Annotated in this window: 14 protein-coding genes and 4 pseudogenes; 12 read left to right on the top strand and 6 right to left on the bottom strand. The window is 56.7% G+C overall.

Features of this window, described 5'->3' with window-relative positions; genetic code table 11:
* Nucleotides 1-4: 4 nt before the first annotated feature.
* From AC221Y_RS11225 to AC221Y_RS11215, 3 genes are all read left to right on the top strand, one after another.
* On the top strand, nt 5-916 hold the full coding sequence (locus tag AC221Y_RS11225) for an ABC transporter permease (protein ID WP_486707340.1): 912 nt from the start codon (nt 5-7) through the stop codon (nt 914-916).
* Nucleotides 913-1,857 (top strand): ABC transporter permease, encoded by a 945-nt coding sequence (locus AC221Y_RS11220; RefSeq protein WP_299748708.1) that lies wholly within the window; start codon nt 913-915, stop codon nt 1,855-1,857. The genes AC221Y_RS11225 and AC221Y_RS11220 overlap by 4 nt, the downstream gene beginning before the upstream one ends.
* Before the next feature lie 381 nt (nt 1,858-2,238).
* Nucleotides 2,239-3,873, top strand: a complete 1,635-nt coding sequence (locus AC221Y_RS11215; RefSeq protein ID WP_299748711.1) for an MFS transporter — start codon at nt 2,239-2,241, stop codon at nt 3,871-3,873.
* A 184-nt stretch (nt 3,874-4,057) separates the two neighbouring features.
* On the opposite strand, the gene AC221Y_RS11210 is transcribed toward AC221Y_RS11215, so the two are convergent.
* From AC221Y_RS11210 to AC221Y_RS11200, 3 genes and pseudogenes are all read right to left on the bottom strand, one after another.
* Nucleotides 4,058-4,342, bottom strand: coding sequence for a DUF6522 family protein (locus tag AC221Y_RS11210; RefSeq protein ID WP_486707339.1), 285 nt, complete (start codon nt 4,340-4,342; stop codon nt 4,058-4,060).
* Nucleotides 4,339-4,572: pseudogene (locus AC221Y_RS11205) on the bottom strand (hexameric tyrosine-coordinated heme protein). The gene AC221Y_RS11210 and the pseudogene AC221Y_RS11205 overlap by 4 nt, the downstream one beginning before the upstream one ends.
* Before the next feature lie 35 nt (nt 4,573-4,607).
* The gene (locus AC221Y_RS11200; RefSeq protein ID WP_299748717.1) at nt 4,608-5,375 is read right to left on the bottom strand and encodes an IclR family transcriptional regulator; all 768 of its coding nucleotides are present in this window, start codon (nt 5,373-5,375) and stop codon (nt 4,608-4,610) included.
* A gap of 116 nt (nt 5,376-5,491) precedes the next feature.
* Here AC221Y_RS11200 and AC221Y_RS11195 point away from each other — a divergent pair, with 116 nt between their 5' ends.
* The 5 genes and pseudogenes from AC221Y_RS11195 to AC221Y_RS11175 all read left to right on the top strand — a co-directional run bounded on the left by AC221Y_RS11195 (nt 5,492) and on the right by AC221Y_RS11175 (nt 8,691).
* Nucleotides 5,492-6,196: an SDR family NAD(P)-dependent oxidoreductase gene (locus AC221Y_RS11195; RefSeq protein WP_299748720.1), complete on the top strand. Its 705-nt coding sequence runs from the start codon at nt 5,492-5,494 to the stop codon at nt 6,194-6,196.
* A 17-nt stretch (nt 6,197-6,213) separates the two neighbouring features.
* Nucleotides 6,214-6,744: a 2,4'-dihydroxyacetophenone dioxygenase family protein gene (locus AC221Y_RS11190; RefSeq protein WP_299748722.1), complete on the top strand. Its 531-nt coding sequence runs from the start codon at nt 6,214-6,216 to the stop codon at nt 6,742-6,744.
* A 97-nt stretch (nt 6,745-6,841) separates the two neighbouring features.
* On the top strand, nt 6,842-7,549 hold the full coding sequence (locus tag AC221Y_RS11185) for an SDR family oxidoreductase (RefSeq protein WP_299748725.1): 708 nt from the start codon (nt 6,842-6,844) through the stop codon (nt 7,547-7,549).
* An 87-nt stretch (nt 7,550-7,636) separates the two neighbouring features.
* Nucleotides 7,637-7,820 (top strand): annotated as a pseudogene (locus tag AC221Y_RS11180) (IS6 family transposase); the annotation flags it as partial.
* Between the two features lie 163 nt (nt 7,821-7,983).
* A complete protein-coding gene (locus AC221Y_RS11175) occupies nt 7,984-8,691 on the top strand; it encodes a L,D-transpeptidase (RefSeq protein WP_299748728.1) in 708 nt (235 codons plus the stop codon).
* Between the two features lie 148 nt (nt 8,692-8,839).
* Here the strand turns inward: AC221Y_RS11175 and AC221Y_RS11170 are convergent, their stop codons facing one another.
* Nucleotides 8,840-9,136, bottom strand: coding sequence for a hypothetical protein (locus AC221Y_RS11170; RefSeq protein ID WP_299748730.1), 297 nt, complete (start codon nt 9,134-9,136; stop codon nt 8,840-8,842).
* 592 nt (nt 9,137-9,728) lie between these two features.
* On the opposite strand from AC221Y_RS11170, the gene AC221Y_RS11165 reads away from it, so the two are divergent.
* From AC221Y_RS11165 to AC221Y_RS11155, 3 genes are read left to right on the top strand one after another with little or no spacing between them, the layout of a single operon-like run.
* Nucleotides 9,729-10,898 carry an efflux RND transporter periplasmic adaptor subunit gene (locus AC221Y_RS11165; protein WP_299748733.1) on the top strand — a complete coding sequence of 390 codons (1,170 nt, stop codon included), beginning with the start codon at nt 9,729-9,731 and terminating at the stop codon, nt 10,896-10,898.
* Nucleotides 10,898-12,103, top strand: coding sequence for an ABC transporter permease (locus AC221Y_RS11160; protein ID WP_486707338.1), 1,206 nt, complete (start codon nt 10,898-10,900; stop codon nt 12,101-12,103). The genes AC221Y_RS11165 and AC221Y_RS11160 overlap by 1 nt, the downstream gene beginning before the upstream one ends.
* Nucleotides 12,100-12,777: an ABC transporter ATP-binding protein gene (locus tag AC221Y_RS11155; protein ID WP_299750410.1), complete on the top strand. Its 678-nt coding sequence runs from the start codon at nt 12,100-12,102 to the stop codon at nt 12,775-12,777. Before AC221Y_RS11160 ends, AC221Y_RS11155 begins: the two co-directional genes overlap by 4 nt.
* A gap of 144 nt (nt 12,778-12,921) precedes the next feature.
* On the opposite strand, the pseudogene AC221Y_RS11150 reads toward AC221Y_RS11155, so the two are convergent.
* Both AC221Y_RS11150 and AC221Y_RS11145 read right to left on the bottom strand, forming a co-directional pair.
* Nucleotides 12,922-13,110, bottom strand: a pseudogene (locus tag AC221Y_RS11150) (IS30 family transposase); the annotation flags it as partial.
* 45 nt (nt 13,111-13,155) lie between these two features.
* Nucleotides 13,156-14,076, bottom strand: coding sequence for a LysR family transcriptional regulator (locus tag AC221Y_RS11145; protein WP_299750407.1), 921 nt, complete (start codon nt 14,074-14,076; stop codon nt 13,156-13,158).
* A gap of 113 nt (nt 14,077-14,189) precedes the next feature.
* Between AC221Y_RS11145 and AC221Y_RS11140 the strand changes: the two are divergent.
* Nucleotides 14,190-14,552: pseudogene (locus AC221Y_RS11140) on the top strand (dipeptidase); the annotation flags it as partial.

Genomic DNA, 14,552 nt, shown 5'->3' with positions numbered 1-14,552 from the left:
GGCCTTGCGCACGCTTTTGCCAGCTTTGTCGTTGGCTGCACTTTTGGCCGCAATTTTCTATTTGCAGCCGCGCACGATGAGCTACTTCGGGCTGAACCTGTTGTTGAATTTGGCGGTTCCGATTGCTTTGGCGACAATTGCCCAAATGTTCATTCTGTGTGTGAACGATCTTGATCTTTCGCTTGGAGCGTTTGTTTCACTTACGGCGTGCATCACTGCGACTTGGTTGAACGACACACCGCTCCTAGGCGTATTGGCACTGGCGGCCTGCGTTGTTGCCTATGGCGCACTTGGGGCGTTGATCCATTTGCGAAACTTACCCTCGATTGTCGTAACGCTGGGCATGTCATTCGTTTGGACTGGCATCGCCGTTCTGATCTTACCAACCCCGGGTGGATCGGCCCCGGAGTGGATCCGCACGCTTATGACGCTGAAACCTTCACTTGTGCCCTTTCCGATTATCGCCTCCGTAGTGATTGCGCTGGTCGTTCACATCGGGCTTATGCGCTCGGCTGCCGGCACCGTGTTGCGCGGGGCGGGGGGCAATCCGAAATCGGTCGAACGCGCCGGGTGGTCGTTATTGCGCGTCAAAGTGACGATGTTTTCATTGGCGGGCCTGTTCGGTGTATTTTCCGGGATGGCGTTGGTTGGACTGACAACATCGGCGGACGCCAATATCGCGCTTCGATATACGTTGCTTTCTATCGCTGGGGGCATTCTGGGCGGCGGTGAGTTTGTCGGCGGGCGGGTGTCGCCAGTCGGAGCAGTTATAGGAGCTATCACGCTTGCACTTGCTGGTTCGTTTTTAAGCTTTCTGCGACTTAATCCAGATTGGCAGATCGGTGCACAAGGGGCCATTCTGATCCTGGTTTTGGCCTTGCGGCTTTTAGTCAGTTCGCGGGAGCGACGCATATGACTTGGGTGTCGCAACTTGTTCAAAAACCTTGGGTTTGGGCCTGGTTCGGCGCGGTTTCGATGTGGGTCATCATTACTGGCGTTTCCGGCTTTGGCGCTGGTGGGCAAGTGATGTCCGCCGCCGCGTCTTTTGGGACGTTCTTTGTCATTGTCGCGATCGGACAGATGTTTGTCATCACCCTTGGACCCGGCAATGTGGACCTATCGATACCGGCCTGTATGACCCTGTCTGCGACGCTTGCAATGAAGTTCATGAATGGCGATCCGGGCCTTCTGGTGCCAGGATTTCTGATCTCGCTTGGTGTTGGTCTGGCGATTGGAACAACCAATTTCCTGCTGATACTTTTTCTGCGTATCCCTCCAATCATTGCGACGCTTTCGGCATCCTTTCTGTATCAATCTACAGCCATCTGGTCGAACCGCGGTCTCCGCGTGAAGCCACCTGAAGTTCTTGGCGATTTCGCCGTGGCCAAAGTTGCGGGCGTGCCGATTTTGACGCTGGTGGTTCTGGTCGTGACAGTCGGTATGGCGTTTTTGCTGCATCGTACCCGTTTCGGTTTGTCGGTGCTGGCGGTGGGTCAGAACGAGAAAGCCGCAAAACTGGCGGGGATACGGGTCGAGCGGGTTCGTTTTCTGACCTATCTGATGTGCGCCGTGTTTGCTTCCGTGTGCGGATTTTTTCTGGCTGGTTTTTCTGGTGGGGCTGCCCTGAATATGGGCGAGCAATATCTGCTAATGTCCATTGCGGTAGTGGTCATTGGCGGCACATCGGTTGCTGGCGGTTATGCCAATCTGACAGGATTGTGGGGCGCGTCACTATTCATGTTCTTACTGGTTTCAATGCTGAACACGCTTGGGCTCTCGGCGGGATATCGTTTGATAGTTACCGGCGCGATTATCGTGGCAGTGATTGTGGTATCCGGGAGAAAGTTGGCCAGATAAGATCGGCCCGAGGATTGTCAGAGCAAACCCGTTTGAGGTCGATCGTGCGGGTTCGCAGCTTGATTGGATTACATAACGCTCACCATTTCGCTACGTCAAAACCAGTGCTGAGATTACCTGGCTGGCTGTGTGGCTCTACGTTCGATTTTCGCGTTCTCTTCGGAATGTAGCGGATCTTCTGCATGGGCATTGTCAGATTAGACTCATCTGCTACGGTTTGGGGGAGGAATTTCGGCGGCATTCGTGTCGCGCTGGTTGATGATCATCAAGAATACAAAGAAATTGTGCCCGAGCTTAAAGGCTCCGAGCAGTGGCAGAGCGATTAGATCCGTTTAATCTGACACTGCCGTCGCAGGCGTTGGTCATGGAAAGGAGCGTCTGTTGCCGCAAAGCACATCAACATTGACGCTCTTTCGCAACCAGACTTTCCGGATGCTGTGGATTGCGGCGCTTGCCTCAAATTTCGGGGGGCTTGTCCAAGCGGTAGGAGCGGCCTGGCTGATGACGTCGCTGACCCAGTCCCAAAGCATGGTGGCGCTTGTGCAGTCCTCAGTGACACTGCCGATCATGATATTCTCGCTCCTGGCAGGGGTTTTCGCCGACAATTTTGACCGCCGCAGGGTCATGCTGATCGCACAATCCTTCATGCTCTTGGTTTCGATCGTACTTGCCGTTCTGGCCTATGAGGGGCTTCTGTCACCCTGGCTGCTCTTGACGTTCACTTTTCTGATCGGTTGCGGCACGGCTTTGCACAACCCTTCTTGGCAGGCATCAATGGGCGATATCGTGTCGCGCGACGAACTTTCGGCAGCCGTCTCGCTAAATAGCATGGGCTTTAACCTGATGCGCAGCATCGGTCCCGCTGCAGGCGGCGCAATCGTGGCCATCTCAGGTGTCGCGGCAGCGTTTGTAGTGAATGCCTTCAGCTACTTTGGCATCATTGCCGCCCTTTGGTTCTGGCGGCCTGCCACTCCACAGCGCCGCCTGCCACGCGAACCCATGGGCAGTGCGTTTTCTGCTGGGCTTCGGTATGTTGCCATGTCGCCTAACCTGATGAAAGTGATCTTTCGTGGCTTTCTGTTTGGCCTATCGGCCATCGCGATCCTGGCGCTGTTGCCGCTGATCGTTCGGGAACTCTTACAGGGCGGGGCCTTCGTGTATGGCGTGCTGCTGGGGTGTTTCGGGGCAGGGGCAGTGTGCGGCGCGCTGCTAAACGCTCGCTTACGGGCACGATTTCACAATGAACATATTACGCGCGCGGCGTTCCTTGCCTTTGCGGTCAGCAGCATGACACTGGGCCTAAGTCATCACTACATGTTCAGTGGAGCGGCATTGCTGTTTGCCGGCGCAAGCTGGGTGATGGCCCTTTCGTTGTTCAACGTTACGATCCAATTATCCACACCACGCTGGGTGGTCGGCAGAGCCCTCGCGCTGTACCAGACCGGCGTATTCGGTGGCATGGCGGGTGGAAGTTGGGCTTGGGGCGCCATGGCCGAAAATTTCGGCGTGGACCGGGCGATGTTCTCGGCCGCCGCCCTATTGATTGTTGGAGCAATGGTCGGCTTACGCGTCCCGCTCCCTGACTTCACAAACCTCAATCTCGACCCGCTCAACACCTTTAAAGAGCCATCTTTGCGTCTGGATCTTAAACAGCGGAGTGGCCCCATCATGATCATGGTCGACTATGAGATTGTCCAAAACGATGTGCCCGAATTCCTGGCCGCGATGAGTGAACGGCGACGCGTCAGAATTCGCGACGGGGCGCAGCAGTGGACGCTGCTGCGAGACCTGGAAAACCCTGATATCTGGACCGAGACCTATCATGTCCCCACCTGGGTTGAGTACATTCGCCACCATGAGCGACGAACCCAGGCCGATGCAGAGTCCTACGAGCGCCTCTTGAAGCTGCATCGTGGAAAAGTGCGCCCCAAAGTGCATCGCATGATCGAGCGCCAGGCGATCCGTCTCAAAGACAACACTCCGTTAAAGACCGAGAACTCCAAAGCGCCTGAGTGAAGATCTTTTCGCGGATTGTCAGATTAACCTCATCTGTTGGATTTTGGGAGGAGAATTCCGGCTGCTTTAGCGCCGCGTGATCGAGAATCATCAAGAAAATATGGAAATTATGTCCTAGCTTAGACGTTCAGGGCGGCGGCAGAACGCATAGACCCGCTTAGCCTGACACCGCCGACAGCACCATTCACATTGCTTGTCGTTTTGTTCCATTGCGTTGGCGCGGTGCGTCGAACTGGGCGCGACTGAGGATTTGGTTGGTGTTGTCGACAGTCAGGCGAAAGGCACGGTTGCTGTGGAAGAAGGTCAATCGCCAGACCCCCTCATCCTCGCCCACGCCCTTCGCGCACCGCGAGGAGATCACATTGGGCCGCATGAGGCCCTGGATCACCAAAGCGGCAACTCCTAAGGCTTCCGCGATGATCTCTGCGTCTACGACGAAGCCATCATTGCCAGTTTCGATCGTTGTCACCTCGCATCTTTCCAAAAGCAATTGGCTGCGGCCACGGTCGCGAAATGCGTGGCAACCACCTGACTGACGGAGATCAGTGCCTCAGCATCTTCGGCATAGGCCGAGCGCAGGCGATCGCGGGCGTCCGGATCCGGTTAGGTCGGTTTGATTGCCATGCGTGAGAGCTTTACGGCGAGGTCATATCCTTCCTCGGGGGCTTCCGTGATCAGGGTCGGTAGCCAGGTCGGCATGTCCTTATCCTGTCGTCTTTCGGTGTCAGGGAAGGTTAAACCGCGCCAATATACCCCATTCGCTTTGAGATTGCAGCGACCGCCTCCAGCAACGGAGCGCTGTATCGGCGCGCATCATCCAGGCGAAACAGCGGGACTGAAACGCTAACGCTGGCGACCGGGTTGTCAACGGAATCGCAAATAGCTGCACCAAAACAAACAATACCAATCTCGTTTTCCTGATCGTCGCATACATAGCCGTCCTGATCTGCTTGTCGCACGATCGCCCGCAGTGTTTCGCGATCCGTTGTCGTAAATTGAGTGAATGCGGGCAGATTGATCCGACTGATCAGATCATTGGCTTTTGCTACCGACATCGCGCTGAGGAATCCCTTGCCAACAGCAGTCGAGTGAAATGCAACACGCGTTCCAATCGTCGATGCCATCCGAACAGCCTCCTGGCTTTCGATTTTATCAATATAGACAAGTTCATCTCCGGTTCGGATCGCCAGATGAACGGTCTCACCTGTCGCTTCTCGCAGGCGCTTTAGAAAGGGTTCAGCTACTTTGCGAACATCATTTTGCGCCAGAGCCGTTCGTGCCAGGCTGACCACACGCCCACCAATACGATAGCGGTTCTCAGCGGTGGCTTCGATCAGTCCTTCCGCCGCAAGCGAGGCGATGATCCGGTAAAGAGTTGGTCGCGTCAGCCCGCACTGCTTCATAAGGCTAGCGCGGCTCACGGCGTCTTCGGCATCAGCGATTAGCTGCAGGACGCTAATGCTGCGCGCAAAGCTTTGGGCTCCCTGAACTGAAGTTGACATTTACCAGACGTCCTTACGGTCTTGGCAATTGACAGTGCCGTCATCGCCATGCAAACATTTCACTAAATGGTCAATAGTCCATAATATGGACAAATTCAAGCAGAGAAAGTCACCGCATGGTCATGACGTTTTCTCCGACAGTTCTGGTGACAGGGGCAACAAGCGGTATCGGCCAGGCAATTGCCCGAGGCTTTGCAGACGCTGGCCATGTGGTTCTGGCCGTTGGCTTGGGTGCAATCCCAAAGGCTGAGGGAAACCTCATTTATTCCGCCCTGGACGTGCAAGATGGCCCTGCAGTAACCGCGCTAGTTGCGCCGCTCAAGGGGCTTTGCGTTGTCGTCAATGCAGCGGGCACAATTAGGCGTGAGGCCGAGCATGATCCTGATGTATTCCAGCAGGTCATCGACATCAATCTAAACGGCACAATGCGGGTCTGTGCCGCTGCGCGGGACGCCTTGGCGGCGAACAAGGGGACGATTATCAACATCGCCTCGATGCTCAGCTACTTCGGCGGCGGTTTGGTTCCAGCATACTCAGCCTCGAAGGGCGGCATCTCTCAGCTGACAAAATCATTGGCCATCGCATATGCACCGGATGGAATTCGGGTCAACGCACTGGCGCCCGGATGGATCGCGACACCGCTAACTGATGCCCTGCGCAATGACCCTATGCGCTCAGACGTCATTCTCGGACGCACACCTATGGCCCGTTGGGGCACGCCCGAAGACCTGATCGGTCCGGCGTGTTTTCTTGCAAGTCCCGCCGCCGCATTCGTGACCGGAACCATACTCAACGTCGATGGCGGATACGCCGCAATGTGAATCAAAAGGATCTTCGAATGCCAGTAGCAGAAGTTGATGAAAACCCCCGCGTTCCTTATCAATTGCCAATGCCGCCTGATGCATTGCCCGAAATCGTGGTGGCCGACGCGCTCTCCGCCAACGATGACCGCATGTGGGTGCAACAGGCCGAGCATGTGTTCTTTCGCCCGTTGTGTCTGAATGTCTCGCAGGGCTATTGGATGAATTTGCTGAAGGTGACGAAGTCGGGCGTACTGTCACGCCACCGTCATCCCAACGCGGTGCACGGTTTCGTTCTGAAGGGCCACTGGCACTACCTTGAGCACGACTGGGTCGCCGAGGAAGGTAGCTATGTCTTCGAGCCTCCGGGCGAGACACACACGCTGGTCGTGCCCGACGATGTCGACGAAATGATAACCTACTTTCAGGTGAACGGGGTGATGTACTACGTTGATCCCTATGGCAAACATCTGGGTTACGAAGACGTCTTTACCAAGATCGATATGTGCCGTGCGCATTTCGAGAAGGTTGGTCTGGGAGCCGACTATGTGAAGAAATTCATTCGATAGGACAGAAACGTCAATCACAAGGTAATGACATCTAAAGGATTCAACGAGGCCTACAGAACGCAAGCCATCTGGATTCAAATCACGAAAGGAATTCCACATGAATATATCTGGCAAGAGAGCCGTCGTCTTTGGCGGTACATCGGGCATTGGCCTTGCTACCACACAGATGCTGGCCGCTGGCGGGGCAATGGTCACAGCAATTAGCCGCAATCCTTCCAAAGCCGGGCCATTGCCCGCAAATGTGATGACCCAATCCTGCGATGTACTTGACGGAGCAGCTGTCGAGGCTTTGCTGAACAATCTCGGTCCGATAGATATTCTTGTGAGTGCCGCAACGGGTGGCGGGCGTGCAATCGGTCCGTTTCTCGAAATGGACATGGACGGCTTCAAGAGTTCCTTCGACAAACTTTGGGGTTACGCCAACGTCGTCAGATATGGCGCCGGACATGTGACAGACGGCGGTTCCATCACGCTCGTTTCCGGTGCACCTGCGCGGAACTGTCGACCGGGGCAGATTGCTCTTTCCTCTGTCGGCAACGCGGTCGAAGCGATGGTGCGCGCGGTGGCTCGTGAGGTGGCGCCTCGCATCCGTATCAACGTGGTTTCTCCCGGCACGATTGATACGCCTATGGTGCCTGTGCAAGGTGCTGAACGTGAAGCGCTTTATGACAAGATGACCCAAGACAACCTGATCCCGCGCGCCGGCACTGCAAACGAAGTGGCAGAGGGAATTCTGTTTGTGATCAAGAACGGTTTTGTCACCGGAACGACGGTGGATGTGGATGGGGGATGGCTTCTCGGTTGAGTTCAGCGCTCCCTCCCAAGCATGGATTAGGTGGTGTCAGAGGAAACTGTTATGAGCCGGGCAGGGCGGCGACCCGAGCTTCTCGGGATGACAAAACGCAGCCCTTTTCGCAATTTCAAGACGAACCCCGAGATCGTACGACTGGCTGTGATGCTGCACGCACGCTTCCCGCTTTCGCTTCGGAATGTCGAAGACCCGCTGCCTGAGCGCGGGATCGAGTATCAGCCACGAGACGGTTCGGTTTTGGTGGAACAGATTTGGGCCGATGTTCGTTTTATCGCGAGGGGCCGAAAGTATATATGCAACTATGCCCAACAGGCCGTTTGCGTTGAACGAAAGTGTGATTGGACCGCTCAGAGGATTTTGGTGCAACATGCCGGCGCATTGTGACGTATCGGCTGTTTTTGTCACCGCTGTTTTGGGAGATTCTTGCCATGCTAACCCGGCGCCATTTTGTTGCCACAACCGCTGCGCTCTTCTCGTCGCCAATTGCGGGTGCCGCGTTTGGTGAACCGACTGATTTGGGTTCCTATCAGGCGCCGATCGTGGCAGCCCCTGTGTCGCCGCCGTCAATGTGGGCCAAATGGGACGCCCAGGTGACGCCGGTGAACTATGATCCGGCCACGTCGAACCCTTGGGGCCTCGACAAGCGATTTCTACCAGCACGCGTTGACGCCAATGACGGACTGACCCCCGGTGACATTCACGTCGATGCCGTTGCACGCTATCTTTATCACATCCAGAATGATGGCACCGCGCTGAGGTTCGGCGTCGCCATCGCCCGGGGAAATTTATACGAACCGGGAACCTATACGATCAGGCGCAAAACAAAGTGGCCAACTTGGCGGCCAACCGAAGACATGATCCTCCGCGATCCCGGCGCTTACGCTCAATTCGAGAATGGTGTGGATGGCGGCCCTAATAATCCACTCGGTTCTCGGGCCTTTTATCTTTTCGTGGGAAACCGCGACACGTACCTTCGTATTCACGGTACCCCGCAACCTCGCTCGATCGGCGGGCGCGCGAGTTCCGGCTGTGTAAGGATGGTGATGGCGCATATCATAGGGCTTTACGGCCAGGTATCGCCCGGCGCGACGGCCTTTCTGTACCCACCTGAAGGCTCAGTCAGCGCGAAAAGCTGACTGGATTGCGCAGTTTTGGAAGCTTGCGCTCCGTGCGGCGAGGGCAAGTATGCGGGTGTTCGTGCGTGCCGGATATTGTTGCGACGACGTTCGATCACTGACTGAGGCCGCCAGATCGGGGCAGTACAATCGTTTAGATTAATGAAGTCTAGCTGGTTGCGATCGGTTCTGATCGCGGCCGGGTGCAAATTTTGTTGCCGCGGACGGTTATGAGCGGAAGCATGGTTGTTTCAACCGGTCCGACATGCTGATACCAGTAACATCCATCCTCCGGCAGAAGACGGACAGCTTCAAGATCCTGATAGGGGGCAGCCATTGCGATAACGGCTTCGGGTAGGTCGTCAATGAAGCCTGTGTTCGCACCGCCAGTTCCGTTTATGCCCGAAGCATTGCACGCACTGAGCACGAAAATTGACGAATTTGCTACAATGTTGCGGACCTTCATAATTGCCGTTCCTAACTATTTATCTAATTGGAGATGGTTCCATCCAGCATTGGCACCATCTGCTTGCGTCCGCATTTGCATCTGGTACCAAAACTCTGGTTGTTAGACAAATGCCGTAATCGCGTGGTGCTGCGCGGGACTATTTTCAAGCGCATTTGAAGCAGCCCTATCTCAGGCCAGACTTAGGATCGCCCGCCTCAAGTGTTTTTGAGATTGTTGCTCGCGTCCACAAGACTGCGCGCAGAATCTTCTATATCGGTAAAGAAACTATCTGTTTCAGTGCTTTATAGGCTTGAAATACCGCGCTACGCTTAGGGGCCTTGACCTTCTGGTGACTGGAACCCCTATCTCGAAGTGAGCTATAGATAGGGGAGAATTCATGAGTGACCATTTGCCTGGCCGGCGCGCGCGCCGACGAACAGGCCGCCTATGTCGGCCCAATGCACCCTGAAGTGTGGCAAGAAGGCCGGGCGCCTCGTATTGATTTATGTCAGCGCGAGGAAAGCGGATGCGGGTATTGTGACCGAGTGGGGGTCCGATCTGAGCTTGGCGGCAATCTCATTCCGGTTGTAACTCAGGAAGGTGGCCCTTTTTGACCAAGTCTGAACAATTAACTGCCCGGCAAAACCTGACCGTGGCACAGTCCACGGAACCCGCCCGCGCGTCGCGTGTCCCAGCCCTGCGCCCTGCAATGCAACCCTCTGTCCCCAAACTGCGTTTATGGCTCTGGGGCATCCTCGGAATCTCCGGTCTAGCGCTAGCCTTCGTCGCGTCTTCGCAACTTTGGATGGCGCGAGCCCCGGCAGTCTCAGTCGAGATTGCCGCATTCTCCCCCATCACGCGGGTTCTCGCTGTCAATGGCCGGATCGCAGCAGTTTCCTCGGTTGAACTTCGCGCAGCCGGGACCGGCAGGCTAATCGCGCTTCCCGTGGTTGAGGGTGATTTGGTCGAGGCGGATCAGATATTGGCCCAGGTCGATGCGAAGGCACAGAATGCCGCTGTTCGCCAGGCCATGGCTGGCCTTGATGCTGCCCTTGTTGCTCAGCAACAGGCGCTGGCAACCTATGAGCGCGATGCGGCTCTCGGTGCGAATGTCGCAAAGACCGTGCTGGAGAGCGATACTCGTGCTGTTCAATCGGCCGCACAGGACGTGGCTCGTATGAGCGCCGCCCTCGATCAGGCGCAGGCCTTGCTGGAGAGCTACACCATACGCGCCCCGATTCTCGGCAGCATCCTAGCGCTCGACGCCGAGGTCGGACAACTCGTCGGGCCCTCCACTCCGCTGCTGACGCTGGCTGATCTAAGCGAATTGGTGGTCGAAGCGGATGTGGACGAAGCCTATGCCACTCAAATCGTCCGCAACCAGCCCGCGGTCTTGCAACTGGCGGGCGATATCGGCACTCGTGAGGGGCATGTCACCTTCGTCTCGGCCCGCGTGGACGAAGCTACGGGCGGTCTCGCCATCAAGATAGCTTTTCACGCGCCCGTTACGGCCCCCATCGGCTTGACAGTTGCGACGAATATCATCGTCGATCAGCGCAGTGCGGCGCTGACCGTTCCACGCACCGCCATGCTGACGAACACGGGCGAGCTTGGGGTTCTTGTGGTCACAGATGGCTTGGCACAGTTCCAGCCTCTTACAGTCCTGGATTGGCCCGCCGCGCGCTTGATCGTGACCGCAGGTCTGACCGAGGGCGACGTGGTGATCGCGGATGCGACTGGGATCGCGGCCGGGCAAGCCGTCCTGGTGGACCAGCCCTGATGCTTTACGCGCTCAAGATAGCGGCCCGGTACCTGACGGCGAACAAGGCGCAGACAACGCTTCTGGTGGTGGGCGTCGCGGTGGGTGTTTTCATTTTCATCTTCATGTCCGCCCTGATCGGGGGACTTGCCGAATTCATTATGCTGCGCACCGTGGGCGACATCTCGCATATCACCATCGAGGCCGAGACCGAAGATCCCGCTCTGCTGATATCGCCTGAGGGTCATGTGCTCGTCGTGACCGAACGAGGCCGTACGCGAACAGCGACTTTGGCCGAGGCAGCCACGTGGCTGCCTCTGATCGAGGCCGTACCGGGGGTCCGCGCCGTCTCGCCGCAGATCAGCGGCGCGGGGTTCCTGACTCGTGGGGCCCAAGTCAGGCAGGTCAGCGTGACGGGGGTGGAGCCGGGGCGCGAGTCCATGATCCTGGATCTGAGTGGCTATATAGGCGAAGGCTCGGCGCGGCTGAGCTCGGGACTGATTGTGCTTGGCCGCGATCTAGCAGACGATCTGGCCTTGTCGCTCGGTCAGACACTGCGGGTACAAAGCTCGAATGGTGTCACGTCGGCCCTGACGCTGAGCGGAATCTTCGAGACGGGTAACGCTGTAATGGATAGCGCACGTGCCTTCGTCAGCCTCTCTACCGCACGCACGCTCTTTGCCATTCCTCAAGGCGTGACTCGGATCGAAATAAAGCTCAATGACCTGAACGCTGCCGACGCCACGGCCCTTCGGATCCGAGCGTTGACGGGACTTGATGCTGTCCCCTGGACGGATGGAGCCGAACAGCTGATGGAGGCCTTGGATGCGCAGGCGCAGACCGGGTATTTCCTGAAAACCTTCGCGCTCATTACCATAGTGATAGGCGTTGCCTCGGCGTTGTTGCTGTCCACCTATCGACGTCGCCCTGAGATCGGAATCATGCGAGCGATGGGGGCCCCGCGCAGCTTTGTCGTCTTCGTCTTCGTCACGCAAGGGGCTTTGATCGGACTGATGGGAGGGCTCATGGGGGCGGCACTGGGATACCTTGCGCTTCTACCCTTCCCCTCGCGGGATGCGTTCGAGCCGGGAATGTTGCCGATGGACATAACTCAGGGCTCCTATGGCCTCGCCATCACCCTGACTGTAGGTGGCGCCATCCTCGCCTCGATACTACCGGCACGCTCAGCTGCGCGGGTCGATCCGGTCACGGCGATTGGACAATGAGCAAGCTTCTGGAGGTGCGCGACCTGGTTCAGACATACGGTACGGGCGAGGTGGCAACACGCGTGCTGCGAGGTCTGTCCCTGAAGCTTGAGACCGGAGAGATGGCCGCTTTGCTGGGCCCATCGGGTTCGGGCAAGAGCACGCTTCTGACGATTCTCGGAACGCTGATGAAGCCAACATCGGGCAGTTACGAGATGCTCGGCCAGGACATGATCGCCGGCGATGACGCCACGCTGACGGATTTTCGCAATCTCCACATCGGCTTCGTGTTCCAGTTTCACAACTTGCTGCCCGACTTCACGGCCCTCGAAAACGTAGTCTTTCCCACCGCCATCCGAGCGGGACACGAGACGCCGGCTGCCCGTGCTCGTGCGCGCGCACTGCTGGTGCGCATGGGGCTGGCCGACCGGATCGACTTTCCCACGACCAATCTTTCGGGCGGGCAGAAACAACGCGTCGCTGTCGCGCGGTCTCTGATGAACTCCCCCGAACTCGTGCTCGCCGACGAGCCGACCGGTAACCTCGACCGCGCCTCTGCGATGCAGGTGATGGAACTGATCGCGGAGATCAATCACGAGGAAGGCACGACCTTCCTGATCTCGACGCATGACGAGAAGATCGCAACACTTTGCCGTCGCGAGATCGTGGTGGGGGACGGTGTTGTGACGGGATAGGACGAGCCAGGGTGAGAGCGTGTGCAGGTGCGATTTTGGGAGTGCCAACTCTTTGGACCCCCAGACAATATGAGGCAATTTGGGTGAGGATGATTTGTGTGATGACGTATCGGCTTGACTCAATGCCCACTTCGTCCGGCGGGATCAACCGGTCGACGCAACACCTGCATTAGAACGCCCTGCGGGGGTTTCGTATCCCAGCGTCTTTCGAGGTCGTTTGTTGAGCTGTCTTGCAACGGCACTCCGCTTAGCTTGACTATTTATCGACAAATTCGTGCCTGTTAGGAAGTACTGTCGCAGCAAGCGGTTGGTGTTTTTATTTGTCCCGCGTTGCCGCACACCGCCCGGTAGTCGCTGCTTGCAGCGATGAGAGCGGCTCTATGCAATTGCGTCGACCTTTTTTGAATGTGGATCGGAAGGCGTGTGCAGCCTGAGATGTCGGACAAATGCGCGTGCGACACGCGGGAGTGGCCGTTCATCTGACATCACGAAATAGCTACGGTATTCGATCGGGGAGACAAAGTGGCGAAAAGCAAGTTCACCTGAGCGATAGTGGAATACCGGAAACGGATTGACGACCGCTATTCCCAGCCCTTCTTTGGCCAGATCGACAGCCGCGAATGACGTTGAAACTTCTGCCATGATACGCGGTTTACTGCGTTCTTGATTGAGTATCCTATCAAGCTGACTGCGACGAGCATGGCGTTTTGAAATCGCGACAAAGGGTTGATTATGCAGGTCAATCGGATGCACTTCGTCTCGTTGCGCAAGCGGGTGGTCTGCGGTCATGACGCACACCGCCGATGACACGCGATAGGCTAGGGATTTGACGCCAGACCTTGCCAGTTCGATTCCCGTCAGGCCCAAATCGAAACGATCATCTAGTATGCCACGGGTAACCTCATCCGAGGTGCTCACTTCAAGGCTGACAAAGAAATGCGGGTTGATTGCTAGGAAACTGGCGATTTGGCTTACAAGGAAGCGATGAGCGTAAGTGGGTGGCGCAATCAGGCGAAGGGTCTCAGGCACCGGTTGGGCAGGGCCATCAATCCTGTCGAGCGCCTCGAACAACGGGTCTAGACGGTGGTTCAGCCGAACGGCTTCTCTCGTTGGGCGCAATCGACCGGCTTCACGTTCGAACAAGTTGAGACCTGTGCGCGCTTCAAGGCTGCCGATCGAGCGGCTTATGGCGGATTGCGACAAACCCAGCCGTTCGGCTGCAGACGTTGTTGTTCCGCCCTGCATCAATGCACGAAGGGCCTGATATTCGGGCAAGCTGTGCCACGATTTGCGCGCCATTATAGCCCTCTTGCAGAAACCACATAGGAATATGCGTATAACTCATAGAGTTTCGACTCGTCCATGAAATAAAATTCGGTACTGTTGCGTTAACAAAAAATCCGGGGACTGTATTGAACGCTGCCACCACGCCTATAATATTTGATGGTCATAATGACGTGCTGCTGCAGCTCTATCGTGCAGGCGGTCTGTCAGCGTCGGAGAGCTTTGTCAGCGGGCGTGACGGTGCATTGGATGCGATCAAAGCGACGGCCGGCGGGTTTGGTGGCGGCTTCTTCGCGGTTTATATCCCGTCGCCGTTGGACAATGCGTTCAAAATGGAAGAGATGGCAAAGCCAACCTACGACTTGCCATTGCCTGATGTCATCGATTGGGAAGACGCACTACCAACTGCCATGTCGATCGCGGCGATCCTTTTTGATCTGGAAAACAAGGGCGCATTGAAAGTCTGCCGCAGCGTTGCTGATATCCGCGCG

The sequence above is a fragment of the Boseongicola sp. genome, from assembly GCF_057460485.1.
This window is presented reverse-complemented; position numbering and strand designations above follow the sequence as displayed.

Excerpts from the sequence above, each read along its gene's own strand:
- AC221Y_RS11220 (WP_299748708.1), top strand. The coding sequence starts at position 913 with ATGACTTGGGTGTCGCAACTTGTTCAAAAACCTTGGGTTTGGGCCTGG.
- AC221Y_RS11200 (WP_299748717.1), bottom strand. The coding sequence starts at position 5,375 with ATGTCAACTTCAGTTCAGGGAGCCCAAAGCTTTGCGCGCAGCATTAGC.
- AC221Y_RS11195 (WP_299748720.1), top strand. The coding sequence starts at position 5,492 with ATGGTCATGACGTTTTCTCCGACAGTTCTGGTGACAGGGGCAACAAGC.
- AC221Y_RS11190 (WP_299748722.1), top strand. The coding sequence starts at position 6,214 with ATGCCAGTAGCAGAAGTTGATGAAAACCCCCGCGTTCCTTATCAATTG.
- AC221Y_RS11185 (WP_299748725.1), top strand. The coding sequence starts at position 6,842 with ATGAATATATCTGGCAAGAGAGCCGTCGTCTTTGGCGGTACATCGGGC.
- AC221Y_RS11175 (WP_299748728.1), top strand. The coding sequence starts at position 7,984 with ATGCTAACCCGGCGCCATTTTGTTGCCACAACCGCTGCGCTCTTCTCG.
- AC221Y_RS11170 (WP_299748730.1), bottom strand. The coding sequence starts at position 9,136 with ATGAAGGTCCGCAACATTGTAGCAAATTCGTCAATTTTCGTGCTCAGT.
- AC221Y_RS11160 (WP_486707338.1), top strand. The coding sequence starts at position 10,898 with ATGCTTTACGCGCTCAAGATAGCGGCCCGGTACCTGACGGCGAACAAG.
- AC221Y_RS11155 (WP_299750410.1), top strand. The coding sequence starts at position 12,100 with ATGAGCAAGCTTCTGGAGGTGCGCGACCTGGTTCAGACATACGGTACG.
- AC221Y_RS11145 (WP_299750407.1), bottom strand. The coding sequence starts at position 14,076 with ATGGCGCGCAAATCGTGGCACAGCTTGCCCGAATATCAGGCCCTTCGT.